21 protein-coding genes are annotated in these 24,653 nt (G+C 61.4%); 17 read left to right on the top strand and 4 right to left on the bottom strand.

Annotated elements, in window-relative coordinates:
* Window positions 1–46 precede the first annotated feature (46 nt).
* Window positions 47–1,396, bottom strand: coding sequence for a D-alanyl-D-alanine carboxypeptidase (locus B5G28_RS05075; RefSeq protein ID WP_087246638.1), 1,350 nt, complete (start codon window positions 1,394–1,396; stop codon window positions 47–49).
* A gap of 286 nt (window positions 1,397–1,682) precedes the next feature.
* On the opposite strand from B5G28_RS05075, the gene B5G28_RS05080 reads away from it, so the two are divergent.
* A complete protein-coding gene (locus B5G28_RS05080; RefSeq protein ID WP_087246639.1) occupies window positions 1,683–2,375 on the top strand; it encodes a metallophosphoesterase in 693 nt (230 codons plus the stop codon).
* Between the two features lie 91 nt (window positions 2,376–2,466).
* On the opposite strand, the gene B5G28_RS05085 is transcribed toward B5G28_RS05080, so the two are convergent.
* A complete protein-coding gene (locus B5G28_RS05085) occupies window positions 2,467–3,330 on the bottom strand; it encodes a MurR/RpiR family transcriptional regulator (RefSeq protein WP_087246640.1) in 864 nt (287 codons plus the stop codon).
* A gap of 219 nt (window positions 3,331–3,549) precedes the next feature.
* Between B5G28_RS05085 and murQ the strand changes: the two genes are divergently transcribed.
* From murQ to B5G28_RS05110, 5 genes are all read left to right on the top strand, one after another.
* Window positions 3,550–4,449 carry an N-acetylmuramic acid 6-phosphate etherase gene (gene murQ, locus B5G28_RS05090; RefSeq protein WP_144265481.1) on the top strand — a complete coding sequence of 300 codons (900 nt, stop codon included), beginning with the start codon at window positions 3,550–3,552 and terminating at the stop codon, window positions 4,447–4,449.
* Window positions 4,450–4,513: 64 nt separating this feature from the next.
* Complete coding sequence (locus B5G28_RS05095; RefSeq protein WP_087246641.1) at window positions 4,514–5,956, top strand: PTS transporter subunit EIIC; 1,443 nt, start codon at window positions 4,514–4,516, stop codon at window positions 5,954–5,956.
* Window positions 5,949–7,010 (top strand): MupG family TIM beta-alpha barrel fold protein, encoded by a 1,062-nt coding sequence (locus B5G28_RS05100; RefSeq protein ID WP_087246642.1) that lies wholly within the window; start codon window positions 5,949–5,951, stop codon window positions 7,008–7,010. Before B5G28_RS05095 ends, B5G28_RS05100 begins: the two co-directional genes overlap by 8 nt.
* A gap of 2 nt (window positions 7,011–7,012) precedes the next feature.
* Window positions 7,013–7,840, top strand: coding sequence for an HAD family hydrolase (locus tag B5G28_RS05105; RefSeq protein WP_087246643.1), 828 nt, complete (start codon window positions 7,013–7,015; stop codon window positions 7,838–7,840).
* Window positions 7,841–8,017: 177 nt separating this feature from the next.
* On the top strand, window positions 8,018–9,298 hold the full coding sequence (locus tag B5G28_RS05110; protein WP_087246644.1) for a putative ABC transporter permease: 1,281 nt from the start codon (window positions 8,018–8,020) through the stop codon (window positions 9,296–9,298).
* A gap of 69 nt (window positions 9,299–9,367) precedes the next feature.
* Here B5G28_RS05110 and B5G28_RS05115 read toward each other — a convergent pair whose 3' ends face one another.
* Window positions 9,368–10,618: an AI-2E family transporter gene (locus B5G28_RS05115; RefSeq protein ID WP_242967467.1), complete on the bottom strand. Its 1,251-nt coding sequence runs from the start codon at window positions 10,616–10,618 to the stop codon at window positions 9,368–9,370.
* Between the two features lie 48 nt (window positions 10,619–10,666).
* On the bottom strand, window positions 10,667–12,013 hold the full coding sequence (locus B5G28_RS05120; RefSeq protein WP_087246645.1) for a butyryl-CoA:acetate CoA-transferase: 1,347 nt from the start codon (window positions 12,011–12,013) through the stop codon (window positions 10,667–10,669).
* Between the two features lie 695 nt (window positions 12,014–12,708).
* Between B5G28_RS05120 and coaD the strand changes: the two genes are divergently transcribed.
* The 11 genes from coaD (at window position 12,709) to rpoD (ending at window position 24,511) form a co-directional block, all read left to right on the top strand.
* Entirely contained in the window at window positions 12,709–13,212 is a 504-nt protein-coding gene (coaD, locus tag B5G28_RS05125; RefSeq protein WP_087246646.1) for a pantetheine-phosphate adenylyltransferase, read from the top strand.
* Window positions 13,213–13,319: 107 nt separating this feature from the next.
* Window positions 13,320–14,507 (top strand): acetyl-CoA C-acetyltransferase, encoded by a 1,188-nt coding sequence (locus B5G28_RS05130; protein WP_087246647.1) that lies wholly within the window; start codon window positions 13,320–13,322, stop codon window positions 14,505–14,507.
* 100 nt (window positions 14,508–14,607) lie between these two features.
* Window positions 14,608–15,393: an enoyl-CoA hydratase-related protein gene (locus B5G28_RS05135; RefSeq protein WP_087246648.1), complete on the top strand. Its 786-nt coding sequence runs from the start codon at window positions 14,608–14,610 to the stop codon at window positions 15,391–15,393.
* A 52-nt stretch (window positions 15,394–15,445) separates the two neighbouring features.
* A complete protein-coding gene (locus tag B5G28_RS05140) occupies window positions 15,446–16,318 on the top strand; it encodes a 3-hydroxyacyl-CoA dehydrogenase NAD-binding domain-containing protein (RefSeq protein WP_087246649.1) in 873 nt (290 codons plus the stop codon).
* A gap of 116 nt (window positions 16,319–16,434) precedes the next feature.
* Window positions 16,435–17,604, top strand: a complete 1,170-nt coding sequence (locus B5G28_RS05145) for an acyl-CoA dehydrogenase family protein (protein ID WP_087246650.1) — start codon at window positions 16,435–16,437, stop codon at window positions 17,602–17,604.
* Window positions 17,605–17,620: 16 nt separating this feature from the next.
* Window positions 17,621–18,415, top strand: coding sequence for an acryloyl-CoA reductase electron transfer subunit gamma (gene acrB, locus B5G28_RS05150; RefSeq protein ID WP_087246651.1), 795 nt, complete (start codon window positions 17,621–17,623; stop codon window positions 18,413–18,415).
* A gap of 19 nt (window positions 18,416–18,434) precedes the next feature.
* Window positions 18,435–19,529, top strand: a complete 1,095-nt coding sequence (gene acrA / locus B5G28_RS05155; RefSeq protein ID WP_087246652.1) for an acryloyl-CoA reductase electron transfer subunit beta — start codon at window positions 18,435–18,437, stop codon at window positions 19,527–19,529.
* Window positions 19,530–19,821: 292 nt separating this feature from the next.
* Window positions 19,822–20,442: a YigZ family protein gene (locus tag B5G28_RS05160; RefSeq protein ID WP_087246653.1), complete on the top strand. Its 621-nt coding sequence runs from the start codon at window positions 19,822–19,824 to the stop codon at window positions 20,440–20,442.
* Window positions 20,443–20,552: 110 nt separating this feature from the next.
* A complete protein-coding gene (locus tag B5G28_RS05165) occupies window positions 20,553–21,554 on the top strand; it encodes a deoxyguanosinetriphosphate triphosphohydrolase (protein ID WP_087246654.1) in 1,002 nt (333 codons plus the stop codon).
* 57 nt (window positions 21,555–21,611) lie between these two features.
* Window positions 21,612–23,387: a DNA primase gene (gene dnaG / locus B5G28_RS05170; protein ID WP_087246655.1), complete on the top strand. Its 1,776-nt coding sequence runs from the start codon at window positions 21,612–21,614 to the stop codon at window positions 23,385–23,387.
* A 47-nt stretch (window positions 23,388–23,434) separates the two neighbouring features.
* A complete protein-coding gene (gene rpoD, locus B5G28_RS05175; RefSeq protein ID WP_087246656.1) occupies window positions 23,435–24,511 on the top strand; it encodes an RNA polymerase sigma factor RpoD in 1,077 nt (358 codons plus the stop codon).
* Window positions 24,512–24,653: the final 142 nt, after the last annotated feature.

The following is a 24,653-nucleotide window of genomic DNA, read 5'->3' on the forward strand; positions in this document are numbered from 1 at the left end:
CGGCGGGCTTTTGGCTTGTCGTTTGGCTGGAAAGAGGGGCGGCGGCTCAGTGGCGGCGGATGTGGCTGCCGCCCCAGCTGCGCTGTTCCCGGATGGTGTTCTGCACCCACCAGATGCCGTAGATGGCCAGCGCAATGGCGCTCAGGGCCAGGACGACTTTCAGGTACAGACTGCCCAGGAAGGCCTGGAACTGGGCGATGGCGAACAGGACCGGGTTGCGGTTCACGTCCTGCCCGGCAATGAGGTCCACCACGCCGATGGTCTCACCGGCCAGCTTGATCTCCACCGTGCCGATCAGGTCGCCCTGCTTCACCGGCGCGGCCACCGACTCGGGCAGATGGAAGAACTTCTGGGTCACCGAACTGTCGGAGGAGGAGGGGAGAATGGTCATCATCTGGTCGGCCGGATAGAGCAGCAGGGTGTCGGTTTCGGAGGAATACTTCACCGGGATCTCGGCCAGGGCCTGGTCGGGGTCCAGCGCCGCCTGGACCGAGAAGCTGCTGTATACCCAGTCAATGAGCTGGGTGGTCTCGTAGAGGGCGGGACGCCGGTTGGAATAACCATAGGTGTCCACCGTGTCGGGACTGCCCATCACACAGAAAATATAGGTCTCTCCCTCGCTGGAAGCCCAGGAGACATAGCTCTGGGTGCCCGAGTCGTTCTTGTAGGCCATGACGTCGCACATGCCGCCCTTCATGGCCGAGCGGTAGAATTTGCCGCCGCTGGATTTGTTCAGGGCCACGTTCTGGTTGGTCAGGATGAAGGATTTGGAGTGCTTTTCCTTGGCGGGCATCTCAAAGGTGGCCGACCCGGCGATCTCCACAAAGGCGTCAAATCCCATCAGGTACCGGAGAATCAGGTACATGTCCACCGCGGTGGTCACGTTGCCCGAATCCAGCCCGCAGGCGTCGGTCCAGGTGCTGTTGGTGGCGCCGATCTGCTGAGACAGGCTGTTCATCTGGCTCACCCAGCCGGACAGATCGTTCCCCGACAGCTGATAGGCCATGCCCATGGCGGCGTCGTTGGCGTTGCGCAGCAGCATGGCATAGAGCGCTTCCCGCAGGGTGAAGGTCTCGCCCGAGCGCATGTCGGCGTTGTCGGTGCCGTAGACGTAGTCCGAGATGGCGAAAGGCATCTGGAACGTGCGTGTGTCCAGCTCGTCGCCGTAGTTGGTCAGTACCAGAGCCGCACACATCAGCTTGGTGAGGCCCCCGGCCTGGACCTGGGCGGTGCTGTCTTTTTCGTAGACGATGATGTTGGTGTCGGTGTTGACGATGTAAGCGCTTTGGGCCTGCACTTCGTATACCGGGCTGGGATCAAAGAGCGCGCTGGCCGGCATCACAAAGCAGCTGACCGTCAGAATCAGGGCAGAAAAAAGTGTAAAAAGTCGTTTCATGTGGACAATTCCCTCAGAACGCGATACAATAAAAGGGTTGATAAAAGATGTGGGGCGGTGCATCGTGGGTCCGGGCCGCGTGTGCCGGAGGGATGCAGGGCGCATTGTGCGCAGAAACCGGCAGATTTTGTCGGAAAAAGCCCCTGAAGGGAACCCGCGCTGTCCGCCTGGGGCGGAGGACGGGATTTCCCGCTTTGTGTGCACAAGCACGCTTCTATAATAACAGGTTTGCGGGTGGGTGACAAGGGCTAGCTGCCCCACTTTCACAAACCAGAGGGAGACATGGATGATCTATATTACAGGCGATACCCATGGCGAGCTGGACCGCTTCAAGGGCAAGGAGCTGCGCCATCTGGGGAAAAACGATTTTCTCTTTATTCTGGGGGACTTTGGCTTTTTGTGGGACGACAGCAAGGAGGAGCGCGCCCGGCTGGACTGGCTGCGCAAGCGGCCCTATACCATCCTGTTTCTGGACGGCACCCACGAAAATTATGACCTGCTGGACGCCTACCCGGTGGAGGAGAAGTTCGGCGGCCGGGTCCAGCCCATCGGCGGGAACGTCTACCATGTCTGCCGCGGCAGCATTCTGGAGCTGGAGGGCCTGAGTTACCTGTGCTTTGGCGGCGGCGAAAGCCCCGACAAGGAGGAGCGGGAAGCCGGCGTCAACTGGTGGGCCCGGGAGATGCCCTCGAAGGAGGAATATGCCCGGTGTGAGGCCAATGTGGCGGCCCACAATCATCATGTACAGTATGTGCTGACCCATGATGCCCCAAGCAGATTTTTGGATTTCACCATCCTGGCCCCGGGGGAGAACAACCAGCTTCACGGCTTTTTTGACAAGCTGGTCCGGGAGATGACCTATGATAACTGGCTGTTTGGCTGCTATCACCGGGATACCCAGCTTTCCCCCAAGGTTCGGTGCGTCTTTCACGATGTCATTTCCATCGGAGAAAAGCGCAGCTGGTGGAAGCGGAAGTGACCCCTTTCCCGGCCCAAAATCCACATAACCCAAAAACAAGACCGCTGCACCGAGCCCCCGGGGGCTTGTGCGGCGGTCTTTTTGCGTGACGTCAGGGGGCGGAGTCCTCCGGCTCGCCGGGCTTGTAGATGTGGGTGCGGGTGAGGGCGCGGAGGGTATCCTCGTAGTGGAGGCGGGCGTAGGCGGTATAAAGGATGTCGATGACGTTCAGCTGGGCGATGCGGGAGGACATGGCGCCGTTGCGGAACAGGGACTCGTTGGCGGCAATGTACAGATTGTAGTCGGCCAGCTCCGCCACCCGGGAGGGGGAATAGCGGGTGATGGCAATGATGGGGGTACCGTTTTTCTTGAGGGCTTCCATGCAGGTGATCACCTCGACGGTCTGGCCGGAGTAGGAAAAGGCGATGGCCACGTCCTGCGGGGTGGCGTTCTGGGCCGAGATAAGCTGGGCGTGCCAGTCGTCAACGATGAGGCAGGGTTTGTTCAGCCGGAGGAACTTCAAATAGGTGTCGTGGGCCACGCAGAGGGAGGACCCCAGCCCGAACAAAAGGACGCTGCGGCACTGGTCCAGCAGATGGGCGCACTGCTCCACCGTCTCGGGGGAGAGAAGCTTCTGGGAATCGGTGAGGGACTGGATGTTCTTCTGGGTCACCTTATAGACAATGTCCCGGATGTCGTCCTCGGCGGTGATCTCCTGCTCCGAGTGGCGGCCCTTGTCGCCCAGGGCTGCCAGTTCCCCCACCAGGGCGCGGCGCAGTTCCTTGTAGCCGTCAAAGCCCACCGACCGGCAGACCCGCACCACGCTGGAAGGGGAGGTGAAGGTGCGCTGGGCCAGTTCACGGACGGTGAGGAGGGTGGCTTCCTCGGGATTCTCGGTGATGTAGCGGGCGATCTGCTGTTCGGCTGCGCTGAGGGAGGGGCTGGCCTCCCGCAGGCGGAGCAATGCGTTTTTCATAACAGGCCTCCGGATGGGTGCGGTTTTCCGCATTCTTGGTGTGTTTGTACAAAAGTTTTCATGGGTTCCGCATGGATTTTCAAAAACATCCCTTTTCTGAAACATTATACCACAAGTTTGGAAAAATGTGGACATTTTGTTTTAAAAAATCTATAATGCACTTGTAAGTGCTTTTCACGCCAGTGAAGCCAAACACAGAGAAAGGCCGGGTAGTGAGTTATGGAATTGAATCTGAACGGAATGACGACCGAGCGGCGCAATCCCCGCACCATGCAGCTGGATATGATGTCCGAGCTGGAGATCGTCACAGCAATGAACGATGAAGACGCCCGGGTGCCCCTGGCGATTGCCAAGAAGCTGCCCGAGATCGCGCAGGCCGCCCGGTGGGCGGTGGAGGCCTTTGAGCAGGGCGGCCGGCTGTTCTATATGGGCGCCGGCACCAGCGGCCGGCTGGGCGTTCTGGACGCAGCCGAGTGCCCTCCCACCTTTGGTGTGGACCCGGGCATGGTGGTGGGCCTGATCGCCGGCGGCGAAGAGGCCTTCATCAAGGCGGTGGAAGGCGCAGAGGACAGCGTCCAGCTGGCCGAGGATGACCTGCGCAGCCACAACCTGACCAGCAAGGACTTTGTGGTGGGCATTGCGGCATCGGGCCGCACCCCCTATGTGCTGGGCGGCCTGGCATATGCTAGGAGCGTGGGCTGCCGGACGGCGGCCATCGCCTGCAACCCCGGCAGCGCCGTGGGCAAGGCGGCGGACCTGGCCATCGAGGTGGAGGTCGGCCCCGAAGTGCTGACCGGCTCCACCCGTCTGAAGTCGGGCACCGCCCAGAAACTGATTCTGAATATGATCTCCACCACCTCCATGGTGCGGACGGGCAAGGCCTACCAGAACCTGATGGTGGACGTGATGCAGACCAATGAGAAGCTGCACACCCGCGCAGAAAATATTGTGATGGACGCCACCGGCGTGGAACGGGCCGAGGCGCGGGCCGCCATTGATGCGGCGGGCGGAAGCGTCAAGTGCGCCATCACCATGCTGCTGGCAAACTGCACCGCAGCCGAGGCCCAGAGCCGCCTGGATGCGGCAAACGGCCATGTGCGCACGGCCATCGGCCTGTAAGGTTGGACCTGGCGGCGCAAGCCGCAAGTCATATACGCAAGATTTGGACAAGGAGGAACAAGCAATGACCAATGAGGAACTGGTACGCCAATCGCTGGAAAAGCTGGGCGGCAGAAGCAACGTCATTTCGGCAACCAACTGCATGACGCGGCTTCGCATCGAGGTCAAGGACGACAGCAAGATCAATGAGGACGCCATCAAGAAGATCGAGGGTGTTCTGGGGCTGGTCCATGACCGTCCCGGCTACGTGGAGATCGTGGTTGGCCCCGGTAAGTGCCGCAAGTGCGCCGACATCTGCCGCCAGATGGGAATTCCCGCGGCCGGCAGCACCGATACCCAGAATGACTGGCAGGCCAACAAGGCCGCCGTCAAGGCAGGGCAGAAGCAGAGCAAGGTCAAGTCCATGCTCAAGACCTTCGGCGACATCTTTGTGCCCCTGCTGCCCGGCGTCATCGCCGCCGGCCTGTGCTCGGGTCTGGCCACCCTGCTGACCCAGGTGATGCCCAACTATGCCGAGAGCTCGTTCTGGAGCATCGTCTACAACATGTTGGCCCTCATCAATGCGTCTTTCCTGAGCTACCTGACCGCCTGGGCAGGCTACCGTGCCGCCGAGAAGTTCGGCGCTACCCCCATCCTGGGCGGCATGCTGGGCATGATCACCGGCCTGGGCAACATCGACGCCATCTCCAAGATCCTCGGCCTGTACGATGAGGTTCAGCCTCTGGACTCCATCCTCCGCGCCGGCCGCGGCGGCGTTCTGGCCGCAGTCATCGGTGTGTGGTGCCTGAGCTATGTGGAGCGCTTCATCCGCAAGCATATGCCCGAGTCTCTGGACATCATGTTCACCCCGCTGCTCACCCTGATTATCTGCCTGATCCCCTACATCTTCGTCATCATGCCCATCACCGGCTACATTTCCACCGCTCTGTGCTGGATTGTGCAGCAGGTCTGCATGAGCAGCAATCTGTTCGTCCGCATCATCGCCGGCTACATCTCCACCGCTCTGTTCCTGCCCATGGTGGCCATGGGTATGCACCACGGTCTGGTGGCTCTGTACTCGGTCCAGCTTGAGACCCTCGGTTACGTCACCCTGTATCCGGCTCTGGCCATGGCCGGCGCCGGTCAGGTGGGTGCAGCCGTTGCCATCTACCTCAAGGCCAAGAAGGTGGGCAACACCCGCATGAAGGAAGTCATCACCGGCGCTCTGCCCGCAGGCGTTCTGGGCGTTGGCGAGCCCCTGATCTACGGTGTCACCCTTCCCATGGGCCGTCCCTTCATCACGGCAGGTCTGGGCGCCGGCTTCGGCGGTGCCTTCGTCATGGCCATGCAGGTTGCTGCAACCACTTGGGGTCCCTCCGGTCTGCTGGCCATCTTCGTGATGACCGCCGGCCCCGCAGGCGCCACCACCAGCGTCCTGTGCTATGTTGTTGGCCTGCTCATCAGCTACGTCATGGGCTTCCTGGTCACCAATGCTCTGGTGAAGCCTGAGGAGGTTGCCGATGCCTGATTTTCTCGGACGGTCGGTTTACCTGACAGAGTTTGAGAAACAGAAAGCACCGCTTGCCGCTGGTTCGGCAGGCGGTGCGCCTGTTTTCATCTCTTTGCACATCGGCGAGGAATTCGCACCCGATTACCCCGACCGGGTCCGGGCGATGTGCAGCTGGCTGCGGGAACATGGCTGGCGGATTCTGGCCGATGTGTCAGAACAGACCGCCATCCAGTTTGGCTGCGGCGATATCCTCCAGCTGGCCCGGGATCTGGGCCTGTGGGGCCTGCGTCTGGACGACGGCTTTACCCTGGAAGAAGCCTGCAGCCTGGCGGCCCGGATGCCCATTGCGGTGAACGCCTCCACCGTCACCCCGGAGGAGGCCGCCGCCCTGGCTGCCGCCGGCCCCGAGGTGATCGCTATTCACAACTTTTATCCCCGCCCTGAGACCGGTCTGGACCCAGAGTTCCTGCAGGAGAGTACCCGGATGCTCCAGGCGGCCGGGCTGAAGGTTTACGCGTTCATCCCCGGGGATGACCAGCTGCGGGGGCCCCTCCATGAGGGCCTGCCCACCCTGGAAGCCCACCGGGGCACGGCTCCGCTGGCGGCCTTTGCCGACCTGGCGGTCCACTACGGCCTGGAAGGCATTTTCGCCGGGGACCCGGGTGTCAGCAGCTATGAGCTGGAACAGATTGCCAGCTTCTGCGCCGATGGAGTCCTGCCGGTGCCGGTTCACCTGAAAGCGGGGCAGGAGGGCCTGTACGGCCAGATCTTTACCTGCCGCCCCGATTCCCCCAGCTGGCTGGTGCGGTATCAGGAGTCCCGCAAATACGCCCGTCAGGGCGGCCTGGTGGAGCCGGCGGACTGCGCCGCCCGACCCCGCGGCGCCATCACCATGGACAATCTCCGGTATGGCCGCTATTCGGGGGAGATCCAGCTCATGCGTCAGGATCTGCCCGCCGACGAGCGGGTCAATGTGATCGGCCGGGTGGACCCGCGGTATCTCCTGCTGGTGGACTGCATCCGGCGGGGCAGCCGCTTTAAGATGGTCCGTCCGCCCCATGAGGAGGAATAACCATGGTACATTACAAATTGCTGGCCTTTGACCTGGACGGCACCGCTCTGGGCAGCGACCCCAACGTGTTCTCGGAGGGTCTGCCCGAAGCCGCCGCCCAGGCCGCAGCGGCGGGGTGCATTGTGGCGGCGGCCACCGGCCGTCCCGCCGGATGCCTGCCGGCAGACGTGGAGAAAAGGCCCGACTGGCTCAGCTGGCTGGTGCTCTACGATGGGGCCCAGATTCGGAACGCCCGGACCGGCGAGTGCATCTGGAGCAAGCCTTTTTCCGCCGAGGCGCTGGCGCAGGTGCAGCAGGCTGCTGCCCGGCTTGAGCTGCCGGTGGAGTACATCGACCGGGACAGCCGCTACCACATGACCGCCGGGGACTGGCAGGCGCTGAATGAATCCAGCGTCACCCAGTTCCACAAGGGGGTTCTGGCCCGGCTGGGCTGCCCACTGGAAGGTTCTGCCGCAGATCTGGCCGAGCTGGAAATTTTGAAGATCAATATGCCCGTCGCCCCGCCGGATCTCCGGGAAGCTTTCCGGGAGGCCGTGGGGGAGGGGGTCCTGGTGCTGGACTGCGGCCCCGGCGGTCTGGAACTGACCGCCCCCGGCGCAGGCAAACAGACCGCAGTGGCCTTCCTGGCCGGGAAGCTGGGTCTGGGCATGGAGGACGTGATGGCGCTGGGGGACAGCGGCAATGACGCGGCCCTCCTGTCCAGCGCAGGGCTGGGCGTGGCCATGGACAACGCCCCCGACGACGTCAAGGTTGCGGCCAAAGTCGTAACCGGCCGCAACACCGAGGGCGGCGCCGCAGAGGCGATTCGCCGCTGGCTTCTGGCGGAATAACACAATCAAACAAAAAGGCCTGCCGCTTTGGATTGCGGCGGGCCTTTTTCGGTCTTTCTGCTTGATTTATGGAACAAAATAGCGGAAATACTTGTAATTTATGTGAAAGTCTGATAGGATGGGGCCATGCGCTACAGAAGGCGCATACAATGGAAAGCATGAAAAAAGGAGGCTTTCATGGAGTTTTTATGGTATGATCTGGCGCTTTTGTACATGGTTTATTCCTTTCTGGGCTGGATCGGCGAGACACTGGTCTCGATCGCCCGGGGCAGAGGCTTCGTCAAGCGCGGCTTTGCCGCAGGACCTTTCTGCTATGTCTACGGCTTTGCGGCCGTTATCATGACCATCGGCTTTGCCGATCTGCGGTCCTCGCTGCTGTTCCTGTTTGTGGGCTGTGCGCTGACCTCCACCATGGTGGAGTGGACCGCCGCCAAAATCCTGGAGCGGCTCCATCACCGCACCTGGTGGGATTACTCCCATCACCGCTTCAACATTGACGGCTATGTCTGCCTGCCCTACTCGCTGCTGTGGGGCGTGCTGGGCTGCATCGCCCTGCTGTGGGGCAATCAGCTGCTGCTGTCTCTGTTCCATCTGCTGCCGGTCTGGCTGATGAAAACTCTGGCCTGGGTGCTGGGCGTGCTGGCCGTGCTGGATCAGCTGGGCAGTGTGGCCATTCTGGCCCACCATCCCACCCGTCTGGAAGGGCTGAACCGTGAGCTGGAAAGCCGGTCCCGGAACCTGTACGACCGGATCAGCCAGTGGATGGAGCACCGCATCGAGGGCGCTTACCCCCATGTGGCCGAGAAGGCCGCCCGCGCCGAGACGGGCATGAGCCTGTCGGATGTGGTTTGGCTGTTCACGGTGGGCTCTCTGGCGGGCGACATCGTGGAGACCATCTTCTGCCGCCTGAGCGCCGGCATCTGGATGAGCCGTTCCAGCCTGGTCTGGGGTCCTTTCAGTGTGGTGTGGGGCGCCGCCCTGGTGATGGCTTCCGCCCTGCTGCCCCGGAAAAAGGACGGCACCGAGCGGACCTCCAGCGAGCTGTTTGTTTTGGGCACCGTCATGGGCGGCGCATATGAGTACATCTGCAGCGCCCTGGGCGAGCTGGTGTTCGGCGTGGTGTTCTGGGATTACAGCAAGATCCCCTTTAACCTGGGAGGCCGCATCAACCTGCTGTACTGCTTCTTCTGGGGCTTTGCGGCGGTGGCCTGGGTCAAGCTGTGCTACCCCTATGTGTCCCGCGGAATCGACTGGATTCGCCGCCACGCTGGCCGCTGGCTGACGGTGGTTGTGGGCGTCTTTATGGTGGTGAATATGTGCATTTCGGCTCTGGCCCTGATCCGCAGCGATGCCCGCGGCAACGGCGTCCCGCCGGCCAACAGCCTGGATCTGTTCCTGGATGAACATTTCCCCGACGAGCGGATGGCGCAGGTCTATCCCAACATGATCGACCGATAAACTATACAACAAAAAGCAACCCGGACCTTCTGGCTTTCCAGTTGGGTCCGGGTTGTTTTGTTGGATGGGTTATGTTGCGGGGTGATCGGAGGAATCAGGGGCGGGACTCTCAGAGGCGACCGGGTCGTCCGGGTTGCCGAAGGCGTCGTGATAGACTTTCAGCTTGTCGTTCTGACCGTTCCGGTTGAGGCCCCAGAGGGCAAATTTCCGCACCAGATCGTACAGCACCGCAAAGAGGGGGACACCCACGATCATGCCCACAAAGCCCCACAGGCCGCCGAACAGCAGGATGGAGAACAGCACCCAGAAGCTGGACAGGCCGGTGGTGTTGCCCAGAATCTTGGGGCCGATGACGTTGCCGTCCAGCTGCTGCAGGATGAAGATGAATCCCACAAACCAGAGGGCCTTGATGGGGTCGGTGATGAGGATCAGCAGGGTGGCGGGCACCGCGCCGATGAAGGGGCCGAAGAAAGGGATGACGTTGGTGACGCCGATGATGACCGACACCAGCAGGGCGCTGGGGAAACCCACAATGACGCAGACAATATAGCACAGCACGCCGATGATGGCCGAGTCCACAATCTTGCCGATGATGAATCCGCCGAAGGTGCGGTCAATATAGGCGATCTCCTCCAGAATCAGGTCGGCCCAGTGGGAGCGGAAGATGCTGTAGAGCAGCAGCTTGCCCTGGGCTGCAAACCGTTTGCGGGTGGAGAGGAAGTACACCGCCGCGATGACGCCGATCAGGACGTTTTTCAGAACCACCAGGACGTTCAGCACGCTGACGCCCACGCCGCTGACAATCTGGCGGATGGAGGGCATCACCGAGGTGCGCAGCCAGGAGGTGAAGGTGTCCCGCAGGGTGTCGTAGGAGTCGTTCAGGAAGCGGTACACCGCCTCGTTGTCTGCAAAGAACCGGGTCAGCCAGGCCATGAACAGGTCCAGCTGGGACTGGAAGTTGATGGACAGGGTAATGATGCTGTTGATGAGCTGCGGAATGATCAGCATGAACAGGGCATACACCACCAGCAGTCCGAACAGGACGCTGGCCGCCACGGCGATGCCGTCCACCGTCTTGCGGTAGCGGGCGGGCAGGTACCGGTTGAGAAGGTCCTCGATCCGGTTGCAGAAAGGCCGCAGCAGATAGGCGATCACGCCGCCGTAGATGAAGGGCATCAGGATGCCGGTCAGCAGCGAAATACCTTTTTGCAGGCCGTTGAAGCGGTAGAACAGGAAGAAAAGTGCGATGCTCAGGCCAATGGCGCCAAAGCCGGCCAGCATGCCATAGATATAGGGTTTCAGATGGGGTTTTTTATCCACGAATCAACCTCTTTCCCCCTGCCGCAGCAGGGATGTTGGGGTGCATCATCAGCGCTTGTTGCTGCGGCGCCAGATGTGCATGTTGGCGGCGTCGGCAATCAGCTGCTCCCGGAAATCGGGGTGAGCCAGGCTGATGATGGCCTCTGCCTTCTGCCAGGTGGTCAGACCCTTGAGGTTGACGCAGCCGTACTCGGTGCACAGATAGTGGATGTTGGCGCGGGTATCGGTGACGATGCTGCCGTTGGCCAGGGTGGGGCAGATGCGGCTCTCCATCTGGCCGGTCTTGCGGTTCTTGAAGGTGGAGGACAGGCAGATGAAGCTCTTGCCGCCGTTGGACAGGTAAGCGCCCAGGACGAAGTCCAGCTGACCGCCTGCGCCCGAAATGTTGCGGATGCCGGCGCTCTCAGCGTTGACCTGACCGAACAGATCCACATCCACGGCGTTGTTGATGGAGATGAAGTTATCCAGCGCGGCGATGGTCCGCACGTCGTTGGTGTAGTCCACCGGGGCAGACATGCACTCGGGGTTGTCGTTGAGGTAGTCGTACATCTTCTGGGTGCCGGCGCCGAAGGCGTACACCTGGCGGCCCTTGTCGATCTGCTTGCGGCTGCCGTTGATCTTGCCGGCCTTGGCGATGTCCACAAAGCCGTCCACATACATCTCGGTGTGGACGCCCAGGTCCTTCAGGTCGCTCTGGGCGATCAGGCTGCCGATGGCGTTGGGCATGCCGCCGATGCCCAGCTGCAGGCAGGCGCCGTTGGGAATCTGGGGAACGATCAGGTTGGCCACGGCCAGATCCACCTCGGAGGCGGGGCCTGCGGCGGCCATCTGGCCCAGGGGCGGGTTGTCACCCTCCACAATGCCGGTTACCTGGTCGATGTGGATGCCGTTCTGGAAGCCGCCCAGGCAGCGGGGCATATTCTTGTTGACCTCAACGATGATCACCTCGGCCTTTTCGCAGACGGCGGCCAGATGGCTGGCCGAGGGACCGAAGTTGAAATAGCCGTGCTCATCCATGGGCGCAACCTGGAAGACGGCCACGTTGACAGGGTCCTTGCTCTCGCGGTAGTAGCGGGGCAGCTCGGAATAGCGGATGGGGGAGTAGAAGGAGAAGCCCTGGGCCACCGCCTTCCGCTCGATGCCGCCCATGTGCCAGCTGTTCCAGGTCATGTGGGCAGCGGGGTCCTCAATCTGGAAGATGGCAGGAACCCACATCAGGATGCCGCCGCGGAAATTGACGTCCTCCAGCTGAGGCAGACGCTTGGCCAGGGCGGCGTCCACGGCCACCGTGGTGTTCACGGCCCAGCCATAGTCCACCCAGTCGCCGCTCTTGACCATGGCGGCTGCGGCGTCGGCGGTAATGAGCTTGCGCTGATATTCAGTCCTGTAGTCCATTCTTAGATCATCCTTTCCTGGGGGTCTGAGAAGCCCCGGCCGCGGCCGGAATCGCCAGGCTTATTATAAATAGGAAAGCAGGCGCTTCCGGTTTGGCGGCCGCTCCCTGCCTGAAAGGATTGGCAGGCTGGGGCTCTCAAATCCATCCCATTTCAACGTATGCGGTGTCGGTTCCAAACTCAAAGAAAGTTAAAAGGAAGTACATACTCTGCACACCCGTTCATCACATCCGGGTGATACAGTAACCTTGTGACAGGTCAGAAGGGAAGGCCGGCAAGGTTGTGCAGCCCAGCATTCCCTACACTGATAGTTATAACATTAACGATGTCGAGAATCAATAGAAAATCACAAAAAAACTCCCTCTTGGCAAAATGTACAAAAACTTGAGAGAATGTTTTCAATTGTTTGGGTCAAGAGAGCCGAAAAAATGCTCCAAACTACTTGATAAACTTTTGACAATGTGGTTTACTAAGTGTGTCAGGAGGCGCGGGACGCCGCCTTGGACCCAAAGTCGTTACGAAATTAACGACCGGGTGCGCCTGAAACATCAAAACGCCTGCCCCGGGGCCGGGCGCCGAGCCAAAAGCCCGGCGGGCCAGGGGAGAGCAGCCGACGGCTGCAAAGGGCGTGCTTGAGATCGTGCGCCGGGCCGCCGCAGGCAGTCGGGCGCGGAAAACAGGGAGGCAGTAGTTTCCATGGCAATCGCCATTTATCCCGGTTCTTTTGACCCGGTTACCCGTGGACATCTGGATATCATCAAGCGGGCAGCCAAGATCAACGACAAATTAATCGTCGCGGTGCTCATCAACAGCGCCAAGCGCCCCCTCTTCACCATTGAGGAGCGGGTGGAGCTCTTGACCGAGTGCTGCAAGGGCATTCCCAATGTCACCGTTCAGAGCTTCGACGGCCTGACGGTGGATTTCGCCCGGAAGTGCCACGCCACCGTCATGGTGCGGGGGCTGCGGGCGGTCACCGACTTTGAGAATGAGATCCAGCTGGCCCAGACCAATCACGCTTTGATGCCCGGCATCGAGACGGTGTTCCTCTCCACCAGCATCAAGTGGAGTTACCTGTCCTCGACCATCGTCAAGGAAGCGGCACGGTACGGCAGCGACATCAGCAAATTCGTCACCCCCAACGTCGAAAAGGCGGTGCGGGAAAAGATGGAGGCGCTGCGGACCGCCGGCCAGCAGCCGTAACAAGCAAAAGTCCCCGCGGGCGTATCCCAAAGGGTTTTTGATAGAAGGTTTTATCTGCTGCAAGAAACAAAACCACACATTTCATGCGAAACAGGAGGCAATTCAACATGAAAAAGATCGTTATCGCATCTGCATGCCGCACCGCCATTGGTAAGTTTGGCGGCACCCTGTCCAACGTCCCCGCTGCCGAGCTGGGCGCTGTGGTCATCAAGGAAGCTCTCCAGCGCGCCAACGTCAAGCCCGAGCAGGTTGACCAGGTCTACATGGGCTGTGTCATCCAGGCTGGCCAGGGCCAGAACGTTGCCCGTCAGGCTTCTCTGAAGGCTGGCCTGCCCGTTGAGGTCCCCGCTGTGACCGTCAACGTGGTCTGCGGCTCCGGTCTGGAGTGCGTGAACATGGCAGCCCGCATGATCGAGGCCGGCGATGCTGACATCGTGGTTGCAGGCGGCACCGAGAACATGGATATGGCTCCCTTCGCAATGATGAAGGCCCGCTACGGCTACCGCATGGGTTCTCCCATGGGCAAGAGCGAGCTGGTGGACACCATGGTCAACGACGCTCTGTGGGATGTGTTCAACAACTACCACATGGGCATCACCGCTGAGAACGTTGCAGATCAGTGGAACCTGAGCCGTGAGGACCTGGACAACTTCGCTTACAACAGCCAGCTGAAGGCTGACGCTGCCATCAAGAGCGGCGCATTCAAGGACGAGATCGTCCCCGTCGTCATCAAGAACAAGAAGGGCGACATCGTCTTCGATACCGATGAAGGCCCCCGTCTGAGCGCTCCCGAAGTTCTGGCCAAGCTGAAGCCCGCCTTCAAGAAGGACGGCAAGGTCACCGCCGGCAACGCTTCCGCCATCAACGACGGCGCAGCTGCTGTCGTGGTTATGAGCGAGGAGAAGGCCAAGGAGCTGGGCATCACCCCGATGGCTACCTGGGTTGCAGGCGCTCTGGGCGGCGTGGATCCCTCCATCATGGGTGTGGGCCCCGTTGCAGCTACCAAGAAGGTTATGGCCAAGGCTGGCCTGACCGTCGCCGATATGGACCTGATCGAGGCCAACGAGGCTTTCGCTTCCCAGTCTCTGGCTGTGGCTCACGACCTGGGCTTTGACATGGAGAAGGTCAACGTCAACGGCGGCGCCATCGCTCTGGGCCACCCCGTCGGCGCTTCCGGCTGCCGCATCCTGGTCACCCTGCTGTACGCCATGAAGCATCGCGGCGCCAAGAAGGGCCTGGCCACCCTGTGCATCGGCGGCGGCATGGGCTGCGCCACCATCGTCGAGATGGACTAATCCATCCGGCCTGCTGAATTGATTTGATCCGGGCGCGCCGGCGCGGGAACCTCCCCGCGCCGGCAGCGCGCCCGCCTTTGATAGGCTGAAAGGAAACACTATGGCTTTTGTAAAGACTGAAGTGCAGGGCGCTGTCGAGATCATTACCATCGACCGTCCCAAGGCACTGAACGCACTGAACCCCGAGGTTCTGGCTGATCTGAAGGCCGCTTTTGAGGCTGTGGATCAGAACACCATCCGCTGCATCGTCCTGACCGGCGAAGGGGATAAGAGCTTCGTGGCCGGCGCCGACATCGGCTCCATGAGCACCATGACCAAGGCAGAAGGCGAGGCCTTCGGCAAGCTGGGCAACGACATCTTCCTGATGATCGAGAGCTTCCCCATCCCCGTCATCGCAGCCGTCAACGGCTTCGCTCTGGGCGGCGGCAATGAGCTGGCTATGAGCTGCGACATCCGCCTGTGCTCCGACAACGCCGTCTTCGGCCAGCCCGAAGTGGGCCTGGGCATCACCCCGGGCTTCGGCGGCACCCAGCGCCTGGCCCGTCTGGTGGGCCTGGGCATGGCCAAGCAGCTGGTCTACTCGGCTCTGAACATCAAGGCCGACGAGGCTCTGCGGATCGGTCTGGTGAACGCTGTGTATCCCCAGGCTGAGCTGATGGAGAACGCCCTGAAGCTGGCCGGCAAGATCGCCAAGAACGCCCCCATCGCAGTCCGCAACTGCAAGAAGGCCATGAACGAGGGCATTTCGCTGCCCATCGAGAAGGCCGTCGAGGTGGAGGAGAAGCTGTTCGGCGACTGCTTCGAGACCCACGACCAGGTGGAGGGCATGGCTTGCTTCCTCTCCCGTGAGAAACCCAAGCCCAAGGCTGTCTTTACCAACAACTAAGTATTTGCAATCCATTCAATTATAATTCAGATTATAAAAAGGAGAAATTGCTATGAAAATCGGTGTTATCGGCGCTGGCACCATGGGCCAGGGCATCGCAAAGGCATTTGCTCAGGTTGAGGGCAACACCGTTGCTCTGTGCGATATCAAGCAGGAGTGGGCTGAGAATGGCAAGGCCAAGATCGCCAAGGGCTATGACCGTCTGGTCGCCAAGGGCAAGATGACCAAGGCCAAGGCTGACGAGATCTGCGCAGCCATCACCCCGGGCGTCAAGGAAGATCTGTGCGCTGACTGCGATCTGATCGTTGAGGCCGCTTTCGAGGATATGAAGGTCAAGCAGGACACCTTCGCCGCTCTGGACAAGATCTGCAAGCCCGAGTGCATCTTCGCTTCCAACACCTCGTCCCTGTCCATCACCGAGATCGGCAAGGGCCTGAGCCGTCCTCTGGTGGGTATGCACTTCTTCAACCCCGCCGACCGCATGAAGCTGATCGAGGTCATCGCTGGCTGCAACACCCCCAACGAGACCGTTGAGAAGATCAAGGAGATCTCTGTTGCCATCGGCAAGCAGCCGGTTCAGGTCAACGAGGCTGCCGGCTTCGTGGTCAACCGCATCCTGATCCCCATGATCAACGAGGCTGCCTTCATCAAGATGGAGGGCGTTTCGGACATCGAGGGCATCGACGCCGCTATGAAGCTGGGCGCCAACCACCCCATGGGACCCCTGGAGCTGGGCGACTTCATCGGCCTGGACATCTGCCTGGCCATCATGGACGTCCTGTACAAGGAGACCGGCGACTCCAAGTATCGTGCATGCCCCCTGCTGCGCAAGATGGTTCGCGGCGGCAACCTGGGCTGCAAGGCCGGCAAGGGCTTCTATGTCTACAACGCTGACCGCACCAAGACCCCGGTCGACAAGCTGTAAGATGCCGCAAGGGGTAATCCGGGCGTAACGGGTCGCTCCCCGCAGGTGAATAGCTCCTGCGGGGAGCGGTTTTGCCCGGCCCCATAATACTATGATTTCCAAGGGAGGAAGCAGTGATGGATTTTACTCTGTCCAAGCAGCAGCTCATGGCGCAGAAGATGTACCGCGAGTTCGCTGAGAACGAAGTCAAACCCCTGGCAAAACAGGTGGATGCAGAAGAATACTTCCCCAAAGAGACCGTCGAGAAGATGGGTAAGCTCGGTATGATGGGCATCTACTTCCCGACCGCTGTGGGCGGAGCCGGCGGCGACGTGCTGAGCTACGTCATGGCCGTTGAGGAAATGAGCAAGGTCTGCGGCACGACGGGCGTTATCCTGTCGGCCCACACCTCTCTGTGCGCCGCTCCCATCTACGAGAACGGCACCCCCGAGCAGAAGGCAAAGTACCTGCCCAAGCTGTGCAGCGGCGAGTGGCTGGGTGCTTTCGGCCTGACCGAGCCGGGCGCCGGCACCGACGCCCAGGGTCAGCAGACCTTCGCTGTGGAGCGTGAGGACGGCTGGCTGCTGAACGGCTCCAAGATCTTCATCACCAACGCAGGCTACGCCGATGTGTTCATCATCATCGCTGTCACCGGCACCGTGGTGGACAAGCGCGGCCGCAAGAGCAAAGAGATTTCCGCTTTCATCGTGGAGCGCACCGATCCCGGCTTCAAGGTCGGCAAGCCCGAGGACAAGATGGGCATCCGTGGTTCCTCCACCTGCGAGCTGATCATGGAAGATTGCCTGATTCCCAAGGATCGTCTGCTGGGCGTCAAGGGCAAGGGCTTCCAGCTGGCCATGGCTACCCTGGACGGCGGCCGTATCGGCATCGCCGCACAGGCTCTGGGCATCGCTGAGGGCGCCATCGACGAGACTGTCGCTTACGTCAAGGAGCGCAAGCAGTTCGGCCGCAGCATCGCTCAGTTCCAGAACACCCAGTTCGAGCTGGCCGAGATGAAGGCCCGCGTGGACGCTGCCAAGTATCTGGTGTACGCTGCTGCACTCAAGAAGCAGGACGCCATGAACGGCCAGAAGGTCCGCTACAGCGTGGAGGCTGCCGAGGCCAAGCTGATCGCTTCCCGCACGGCCAGCGACGTGACCCGCCGCTGCCTGCAGCTCTTCGGCGGTTACGGCTATACCCGCGACTATCCGATCGAGCGGATGATGCGCGACGCCAAGATCACCGAGATCTACGAGGGCACCAGCGAAGTGCAGATGATGGTCATCTCGGGCGCGCTGCTGAAGTAAGGAGGGCAATGTTACAATGAAAGCGATTGTTTGTGTCAAGCAGGTTCCCGATACCTCCGGCAAGGTTGCAGTCAAGCCGGACGGAACCCTCGACCGTGCCTCTATGGCAACCATCACCAACCCCGATGACCTGAACGCCCTGGAGGCCGCCCTCAAGCTGAAGGACGCCACCGGCTGCGAAGTCGTCGTCGTGACCATGGGCCCCCCGCCGGCCGAAGGCATGCTGCGCGAGCTGCTGGCCCGCGGCGCTGACCGTGCCGTTCTGGTTTCGGGCCGTGAGTTCGGCGGTTCCGATACCTTCGCCACCAGCCAGATCCTGGCTGCTGCCGTCAACAAGATCGGCGTCGGCCCCGAGGATATCGTCTTCTGCGGCCGTCAGGCCATCGACGGCGATACCGCCCAGGTCGGTCCCCAGATCGCTGAGAAGCTGCACCTGCCTCAGGTCACCTACGCTGCCGACATCCAGAAGGATGGCGACACCCTGGTGGTCAAGCGCATGCTGGAAGACGGCTACATGATGATCCGGGTCAAGACCCCCTGCCTGATCACCTGCATCAAGGAGCTGAACCAGCCCCGTTACATGAACATCAACGGCATCTTCACCTGCTACGACAAGCCGATGGAAGTCTTTGACTACGAGGCTCTGAAAGATGATCCCCTGATCGAGGTGGACACCATCGGTCTGAAGGGCTCGCCCACCAACGTCTTTAAGTCCTTCACTCCTCCCCAGAAGGGTGCAGGCACCATGCTCACCGGTGACGACGTGGCTGCTCAGCTGGCGTCTGTCCTGGCCGGCAAGCATCTGATCTGACGAAAGGAGCAGGATTACAATGGCTGATTTTAACGAATACAAGGGCGTGTGGGTCTTCTGCGAGCAGCGGCAGGGCACACTGATGTCCACCGACTTCGAGCTGGTGAGCGAGGCCCGCAAGCTGGCCGACGAGCTGGGCTGCGAAGTCACTGGCCTGCTGCTGGGCGATCAGGTTGAGTCCATCGCCAAGGAGCTGGGCGGCTACGGCGCTGACAAGGTCATCGTCTGCGAGAGCCCGCTGCTCAAGGATTACACCACCGACGCATACGCCAAGGTCGTCTGCGATATGGTCAACGAGTTCAAGCCTGAGGTTCTGCTGATCGGCGCAACCAACATCGGCCGTGACCTCGGCCCCCGCTGCGCAGCCCGTCTGCACACCGGTCTGACCGCCGACGCCACCCACCTGGACATCGACACCAAGAAGTACGTGGAATTCCTGGCTGAGAGCTCCACCATCGACCTGTCCAAGCAGACCTTCGACTATGAGGACCGCAACCTGAAGATGACCCGTCCTGCATTCGGCGGTCACCTGATGGCTACCATTATCTGCCCCCGGTTCCGTCCCCAGATGTCCACCGTCCGTCCCGGCGTCATGAAGAAGGCTCCCTTCGATCAGGCCAAGGCAGATGCCTGCCAGATCGTTAAGCCCGCTTTCAGCCTGACCACCGACGACATCAAGACCGAGGTCCTGAGCGTGGAGAAGGCCGCCACCAAGCTGGTTGACCTGATCGGCGCTGACGTCATCGTCTCTGTGGGCCGCGGCATCTCCAAGGATGTGGAGAAGGGCATTGCTCTGGCCGAGCAGCTGGCTGCTGCTCTGGGCGGCGGCGTTGTGGGTGCTTCCCGTGCCGTCACCGACGCAGGCTGGATGAGCGCTGACCACCAGGTTGGCCAGACCGGCAAGACCGTCCATCCCAAGATCTACGTCGCTCTGGGTATCTCCGGCGCCATCCAGCACGTGGCTGGCATGCAGGATTCCGAGCTGATCATTGCCGTGAACAAGAACGAGACCGCCCCCATCTTCGGCGTCGCTGATTACGGCATCGTGGGCGACCTGTTCAAGGTCGTGCCCGATCTGATCAAGGAGATCGAGGCCGCCAAGGCTGCAAAGTAAGTCTACTTTACACCTAAAACACTCGTAAAATCGCAACAAAAGCGCTCTGCCTTCGGGCAGGGCGCTTTTTGCATGCCGGGACATCCGATGAGGCGGGCAAGATCCCGTGGCATCAGGAGAGCCGGTGCATGCACTTTTTGGGGCCAGCGGTTTGCCGGCCAAGGCCGCCTGAAAACCGTATTTTGGATGCTCCGTCTTTGGACGGAGCATTTTTTGCGCCTGGATGTGCGCCCTTGCGCAAATGTCGATTTATGCTATACTCTAATAAAGACATAAAGGGGAGGACCGAATTTTGGAAGAATACCGCACCATCCGGGGCACCGCATCCGGGGAATATGAGGAGAAGAAGAGCCGCTTTCTGGCGTCTGCTGCCCACGTCGAGAGCGAAGAGGAGGCCGTGGCCTTTCTGGAACAGATCCGGGCGGCCAACCGGACCGCACGCCACAACGTCTACGCCTATAAACTCCGGGCCGGCAACCGGGAGCGCTATTCCGATGACGGCGAGCCTGCCAAGACCGCCGGCACCCCGGTGCTGGAAGTCATCGGCCACAGCGGCCTGACCGATTTGATCGTGGTGGTAACCCGGTATTTCGGCGGGATTCTGCTGGGGACCGGCGGCCTGGTTCGGGCCTACACCAGCGCGGCGTCCAGTGCATTGGAAGCCGCCGAAAAGGTGACGGTTCAGCCGGTGGTCCGCCTCTCCACCACGGTGGACTATTCCCTGTATGAGCGGGTGACCCTTCTGGTGGCCGCCGCCGGGGGCCGCCTGGCTGCCCCGGAGTTTACCGACCGGGTGTCTCTGCAGTGGCAGATGCGGGCCGGTACCCAGGGAGAACTGCTGGAACAGCTGCGGGAGCTGACCCGCGGACAGGGGAAAGTGGAGGTGTCCGAGCCCTTCTACGGGCCGGTCTGAATTGGAAAATTTTTCCATATTCCAGAATTCTTCCCCTTGTGACATGTCCTCTGTGCTAGAATAACCAAGGCGGACCTTGGGCCCGTGATGTTGAAAGTGAGGTATAGCCTATGGATGTACGTCTGCGAACCGAAGAAATTGAGCGCCTGACCTTTGCGTCCTGGGCCAGTTTTTCCGATCAGAGCCGCGGCCGGGCCCGGCCCGAGCCCCAGGACCCCATCCGTCCCGTCTATCAGCGGGACCGGGACCGCATCATCCACTGTAAAGCGTTCCGCCGCCTCAAGCAGAAAACCCAGGTCTTTCTCTCGCCGGAGGGGGACCTGTACCGCACCCGCCTGACCCATACTCTGGAGGTTTCCCAGATTGCCCGGACCATTGCCCGGGCCCTCCGCCTCAACGAGGACCTCACCGAGGCCATCGCGCTGGCCCACGATCTGGGGCATACCCCCTTTGGCCATGCAGGGGAGCGGGCGCTGAACCGGCTTCATCCCGGGGGCTTCAAGCACTATGAGCAGAGCCTGCGGGTGGTGGACCGCCTGGAAAAGGACGGCAGCGGCCTGAACCTGACCTGGGAGGTCCGCAACGGCATCGTCACCCACACCAAGGGAACCTGGGCGGCTACGCCGGAAGGACGGATTGTCCGGATGGCCGATCAGATCGCCTATGTCAACCACGACATCGAGGATGCGGTGCGGGCCGGGGTCCTGGACCCGGCCGTCCTGCCCAGAGAAGCCACCGATGTGCTGGGTCAGACCAAGTCGGCGCGGATTACCGCCATGATCAACAGCATCCTGCTTCATACTGAGCCGGGGAACATCCAGGCCGGTCCGGTGGAAGATGAGGCATTCCGGGTGCTGAAGGCCTTCATGTACAGCACCGTCTACGTGGACAAGGTGGCCAAGCACGAGGAACAGAAGGTGGAAAAGGTCATCGAGTCGCTGTATGAGCACTATATGGCCCACACCGAACAGATGTCCACCCTCTATCAGCAGATTGCAGAGGAGGAAGGGGACGACCGGGCGGTGGCCGACTATATCAGCGGGATGAGCGATGATTTTGCTATCCGCGCCTTTGAGGAGCTCTATGTGCCCAAGCGCTGGCATGTGCTGTAAGGGCCGGCGGCAGAATGACCGGGAAAACAAAAATCAGATGTTAGGGAAGTTCATTGCATGATATCGCACGAATACGTTGAAGAGCTGATCCGCCGCAACGATGTTGTGGATGTGGTGGGCAGTTATGTTCAGCTCAAGCACAAAGGCCGGCTGTACAGCGGGCTGTGTCCCTTCCACAACGAAAAGACGCCGTCCTTTTACGTCTACCCTGAAACCCAGAGCTTCTACTGCTTTGGCTGCGGGGCGGGCGGCGACGTCATTACCTTTGTAAAAAAGATCAGCTCCCTCAGTTATCCCGAGGCGGTCAAGCTGCTGGCCGAGCGGTCCGGCATGCCCGAGCCGGAGGAGGACGACGGCACCGGCCGGATGCGCAGCCGGATTCTTTCCATGAACAAGGAGGCGGCCCGGTTCTTCCATGCCTGCCTGAATTCCAGTGTGGACGAGGCCGCCCAGGCCCGGGCCTACTGGCGGCGGCGTGGTCTGGATGACCGGACCATTGCCCGGTTCGGCCTGGGTTATGCCCCCAACGATGGACAGGCTTTGTACCACCATCTGCGGGACAAGGGCTATACCCAGGCGGAAATGGATGCCAGCGGCCTGTTCAAGCGGAGCCAGTCGGGGCGGATCTACTGCCTGTTCTGGCGGCGGGTCATCACCCCCATCTTTGACCTGCGGGGGAATGTGATCGCCTTTGGCGGCCGCGTTCTGGATGACTCCAAGCCCAAGTACGTCAACAGCCCCGAGACGCTGGTGTATCACAAGTCGGAGACGGTGTTCGCCCTCCAGATCGCCAAAAAGAGCGCCTCCCGGCGGTATGTCCTCTGCGAGGGCTACATGGATGTCATCAGCATGCAGCAGGCGGGGGTGGACACGGCGGTCTGCGCCTGCGGCACCGCCCTGACCCAGGCCCAGGTCCGTCTGCTCAGCGAATACGCCGACGAGGTGATTCTGAGCTACGACTCGGACGAGGCGGGCCAGAAGGCTACCCTGCGCTCCCTGGAATTGTTCCGCAACAGTCCGGTTCAGGTGGGGGTGCTGAACATCCCCAACGCCAAGGACCCCGACGAGTACATCAAGAAGTTTGGCGCTGAGCGGTTCCGCCAGCTGTTGGACGGCGCCGGCAACGCGCTGGATTTCCGGCTGGCCCGCGCCCGGGCCAAGTATGACCTGTCCCAGGACAACCAGCGTCTGGGTTACATCCAGGAGGCGGTGGAGATCCTGGCCAACGGTTCCACCCCCACCGAAAAAGAACTGTACGCTGGCCGCCTGGCCGAAGAGACCAACATCGCCAAAAACGCCATCCTGGCCCAGGTGGAGGACGTCGCCCGCAAGCTGGGGGCCAAGCGCCGCTCGGCCCGGCGGAAAGAAATCCTGCACTCGGGGGAGATGGACACCATCAAAGTCCCCTATGACAAGAGCGGTCCCGGTGCCATCGGGGTGGCGTCCTCCCAGCGGCGGCTGGTGGCGGCCGCCCTGCGTCAGCCCGACTACCTGAAGAAGATCGCCCCGGCCCTGCGGCCCGAGACCATCCTGAATCCCGAGCTGCGGGAGGGGTATGAGGCCATTCTCCGGTGTTATCAGGAGGGGCACGAGGTGAGTCTGGGCGCAGTGGCAACGGTGATCAGCGAAAAGGCCATGAATGAACTGAGCGGCGCCGCGGCAGAATACAGTGATGTGAGCTGCACGCCGCAGGATATTGAAATGTATCTGGAACGGATCGCGCGGGGGGAGCCTCTCTCCGCCCGGGCGGCCGATAAGAGCGCCCAGGAGCTGAAAGACTACCTGGCGCAGATAAGCCGGCGCAAAGGGGGCGGCCAGCCGGAGGAAGAATAATCCTGCCGCCCTGGACTTTGGTTCACCGAAAGGAGAGACGCCCGTTTATGTCCCCAGAAATGCTTGCAGATTCTCTGGCCCGCAAGGCCCGCCGCCGCCCGCTGACGCCCGAGCAGCTGAGCCGCGCCATGGAGGCGGAGGACTTTGACCTGTCGGGTCTGGATGCGCTGTATGAGGCCCTCAAGGCCAAAGGGGTGAATCTGGCGCCCGAGGACGAGGAAGAACCCGACCTGCCCGCGCTGGACGAGGAGCAGATCGGCAGTTTGGAGAAAGAGCTGTCTCCCTCGGGGGTGACCCTGGACGACCCGGTCAAAGCCTATTTAAAGGAGATCGGCGCCGTTCCGTTGCTGGGGGCAGAGGAGGAGGCCGCCCTGGCCGCCGCCGCCCGGGCGGGGGATGCCCAGGCCCGCCGCCGCCTCTGCGAGGCCAACCTGCGTCTGGTGGTGTCGGTGGCCAAGCGGTACGCCGGCCGTGGTCTGCCCTTTCTGGACCTGATCCAGGAGGGAAACCTGGGCCTGATGAAGGCGGCCGAGAAGTTTGAGCCGGAACGGGGCTTCAAGTTCTCCACCTATGCCACCTGGTGGATTCGCCAGGCCATCACCCGGGCCATTGCCGACCAGGGCCGCACCATCCGGATTCCGGTCCATCTGGTGGAGAGCATCAACCGGGTGAAAAAGACTTCCTCCGAGCTGCTGCATCAGAATGGCCGGGAACCCACCCCCGCCGAGATCGCGGTCCGCCTCTCCCTGGAGCCGGACCGGGTCAGCCAGCTGCTGCAGCTGTCTCAGGAACCGGTGAGCCTGGAGGCGCCGGTGGGGGAGGAGGAAGACGCCCACATCGAGGACTTTGTCCAGGACGACACCGCGGGCATCCCCGCCGATGAGGCGGGCCGCCAGATGCTTCACCGGGAACTGGTGTCGGTGCTGGCCAGCCTGACCCCCCGGGAACAGCGGGTGCTCTCGCTCCGGTTTGGCCTGGAAGACGGCCAGCCCCACACCCTGGAAGAACTGGGCCAGGAATTCAACGTCACCCGGGAGCGGGTGCGGCAGATCGAGGCCAAAGCCCTCCGCAAACTGCGCCATCCCAGCCGCGCCAAGCGCCTGCGGGATTATCTGGAAGAATAAAACGGCCCCTGCTTTTCCTTTTGGGAAGGGCAGGGGATTTTTGTTTGGGCCCTAGCACGCGGGGCGCAAATTGCAAGAGACAAGATAGACAAAATCACCAAAGCCTTTTTTGGATGGAACGTGAAAAACCGAAAATGCAAGC

It is taken from the genome of Faecalibacterium sp. An77 (genome assembly GCF_002161315.1).
In the GTDB taxonomy this organism is placed as follows: domain Bacteria; phylum Bacillota; class Clostridia; order Oscillospirales; family Ruminococcaceae; genus Faecalibacterium.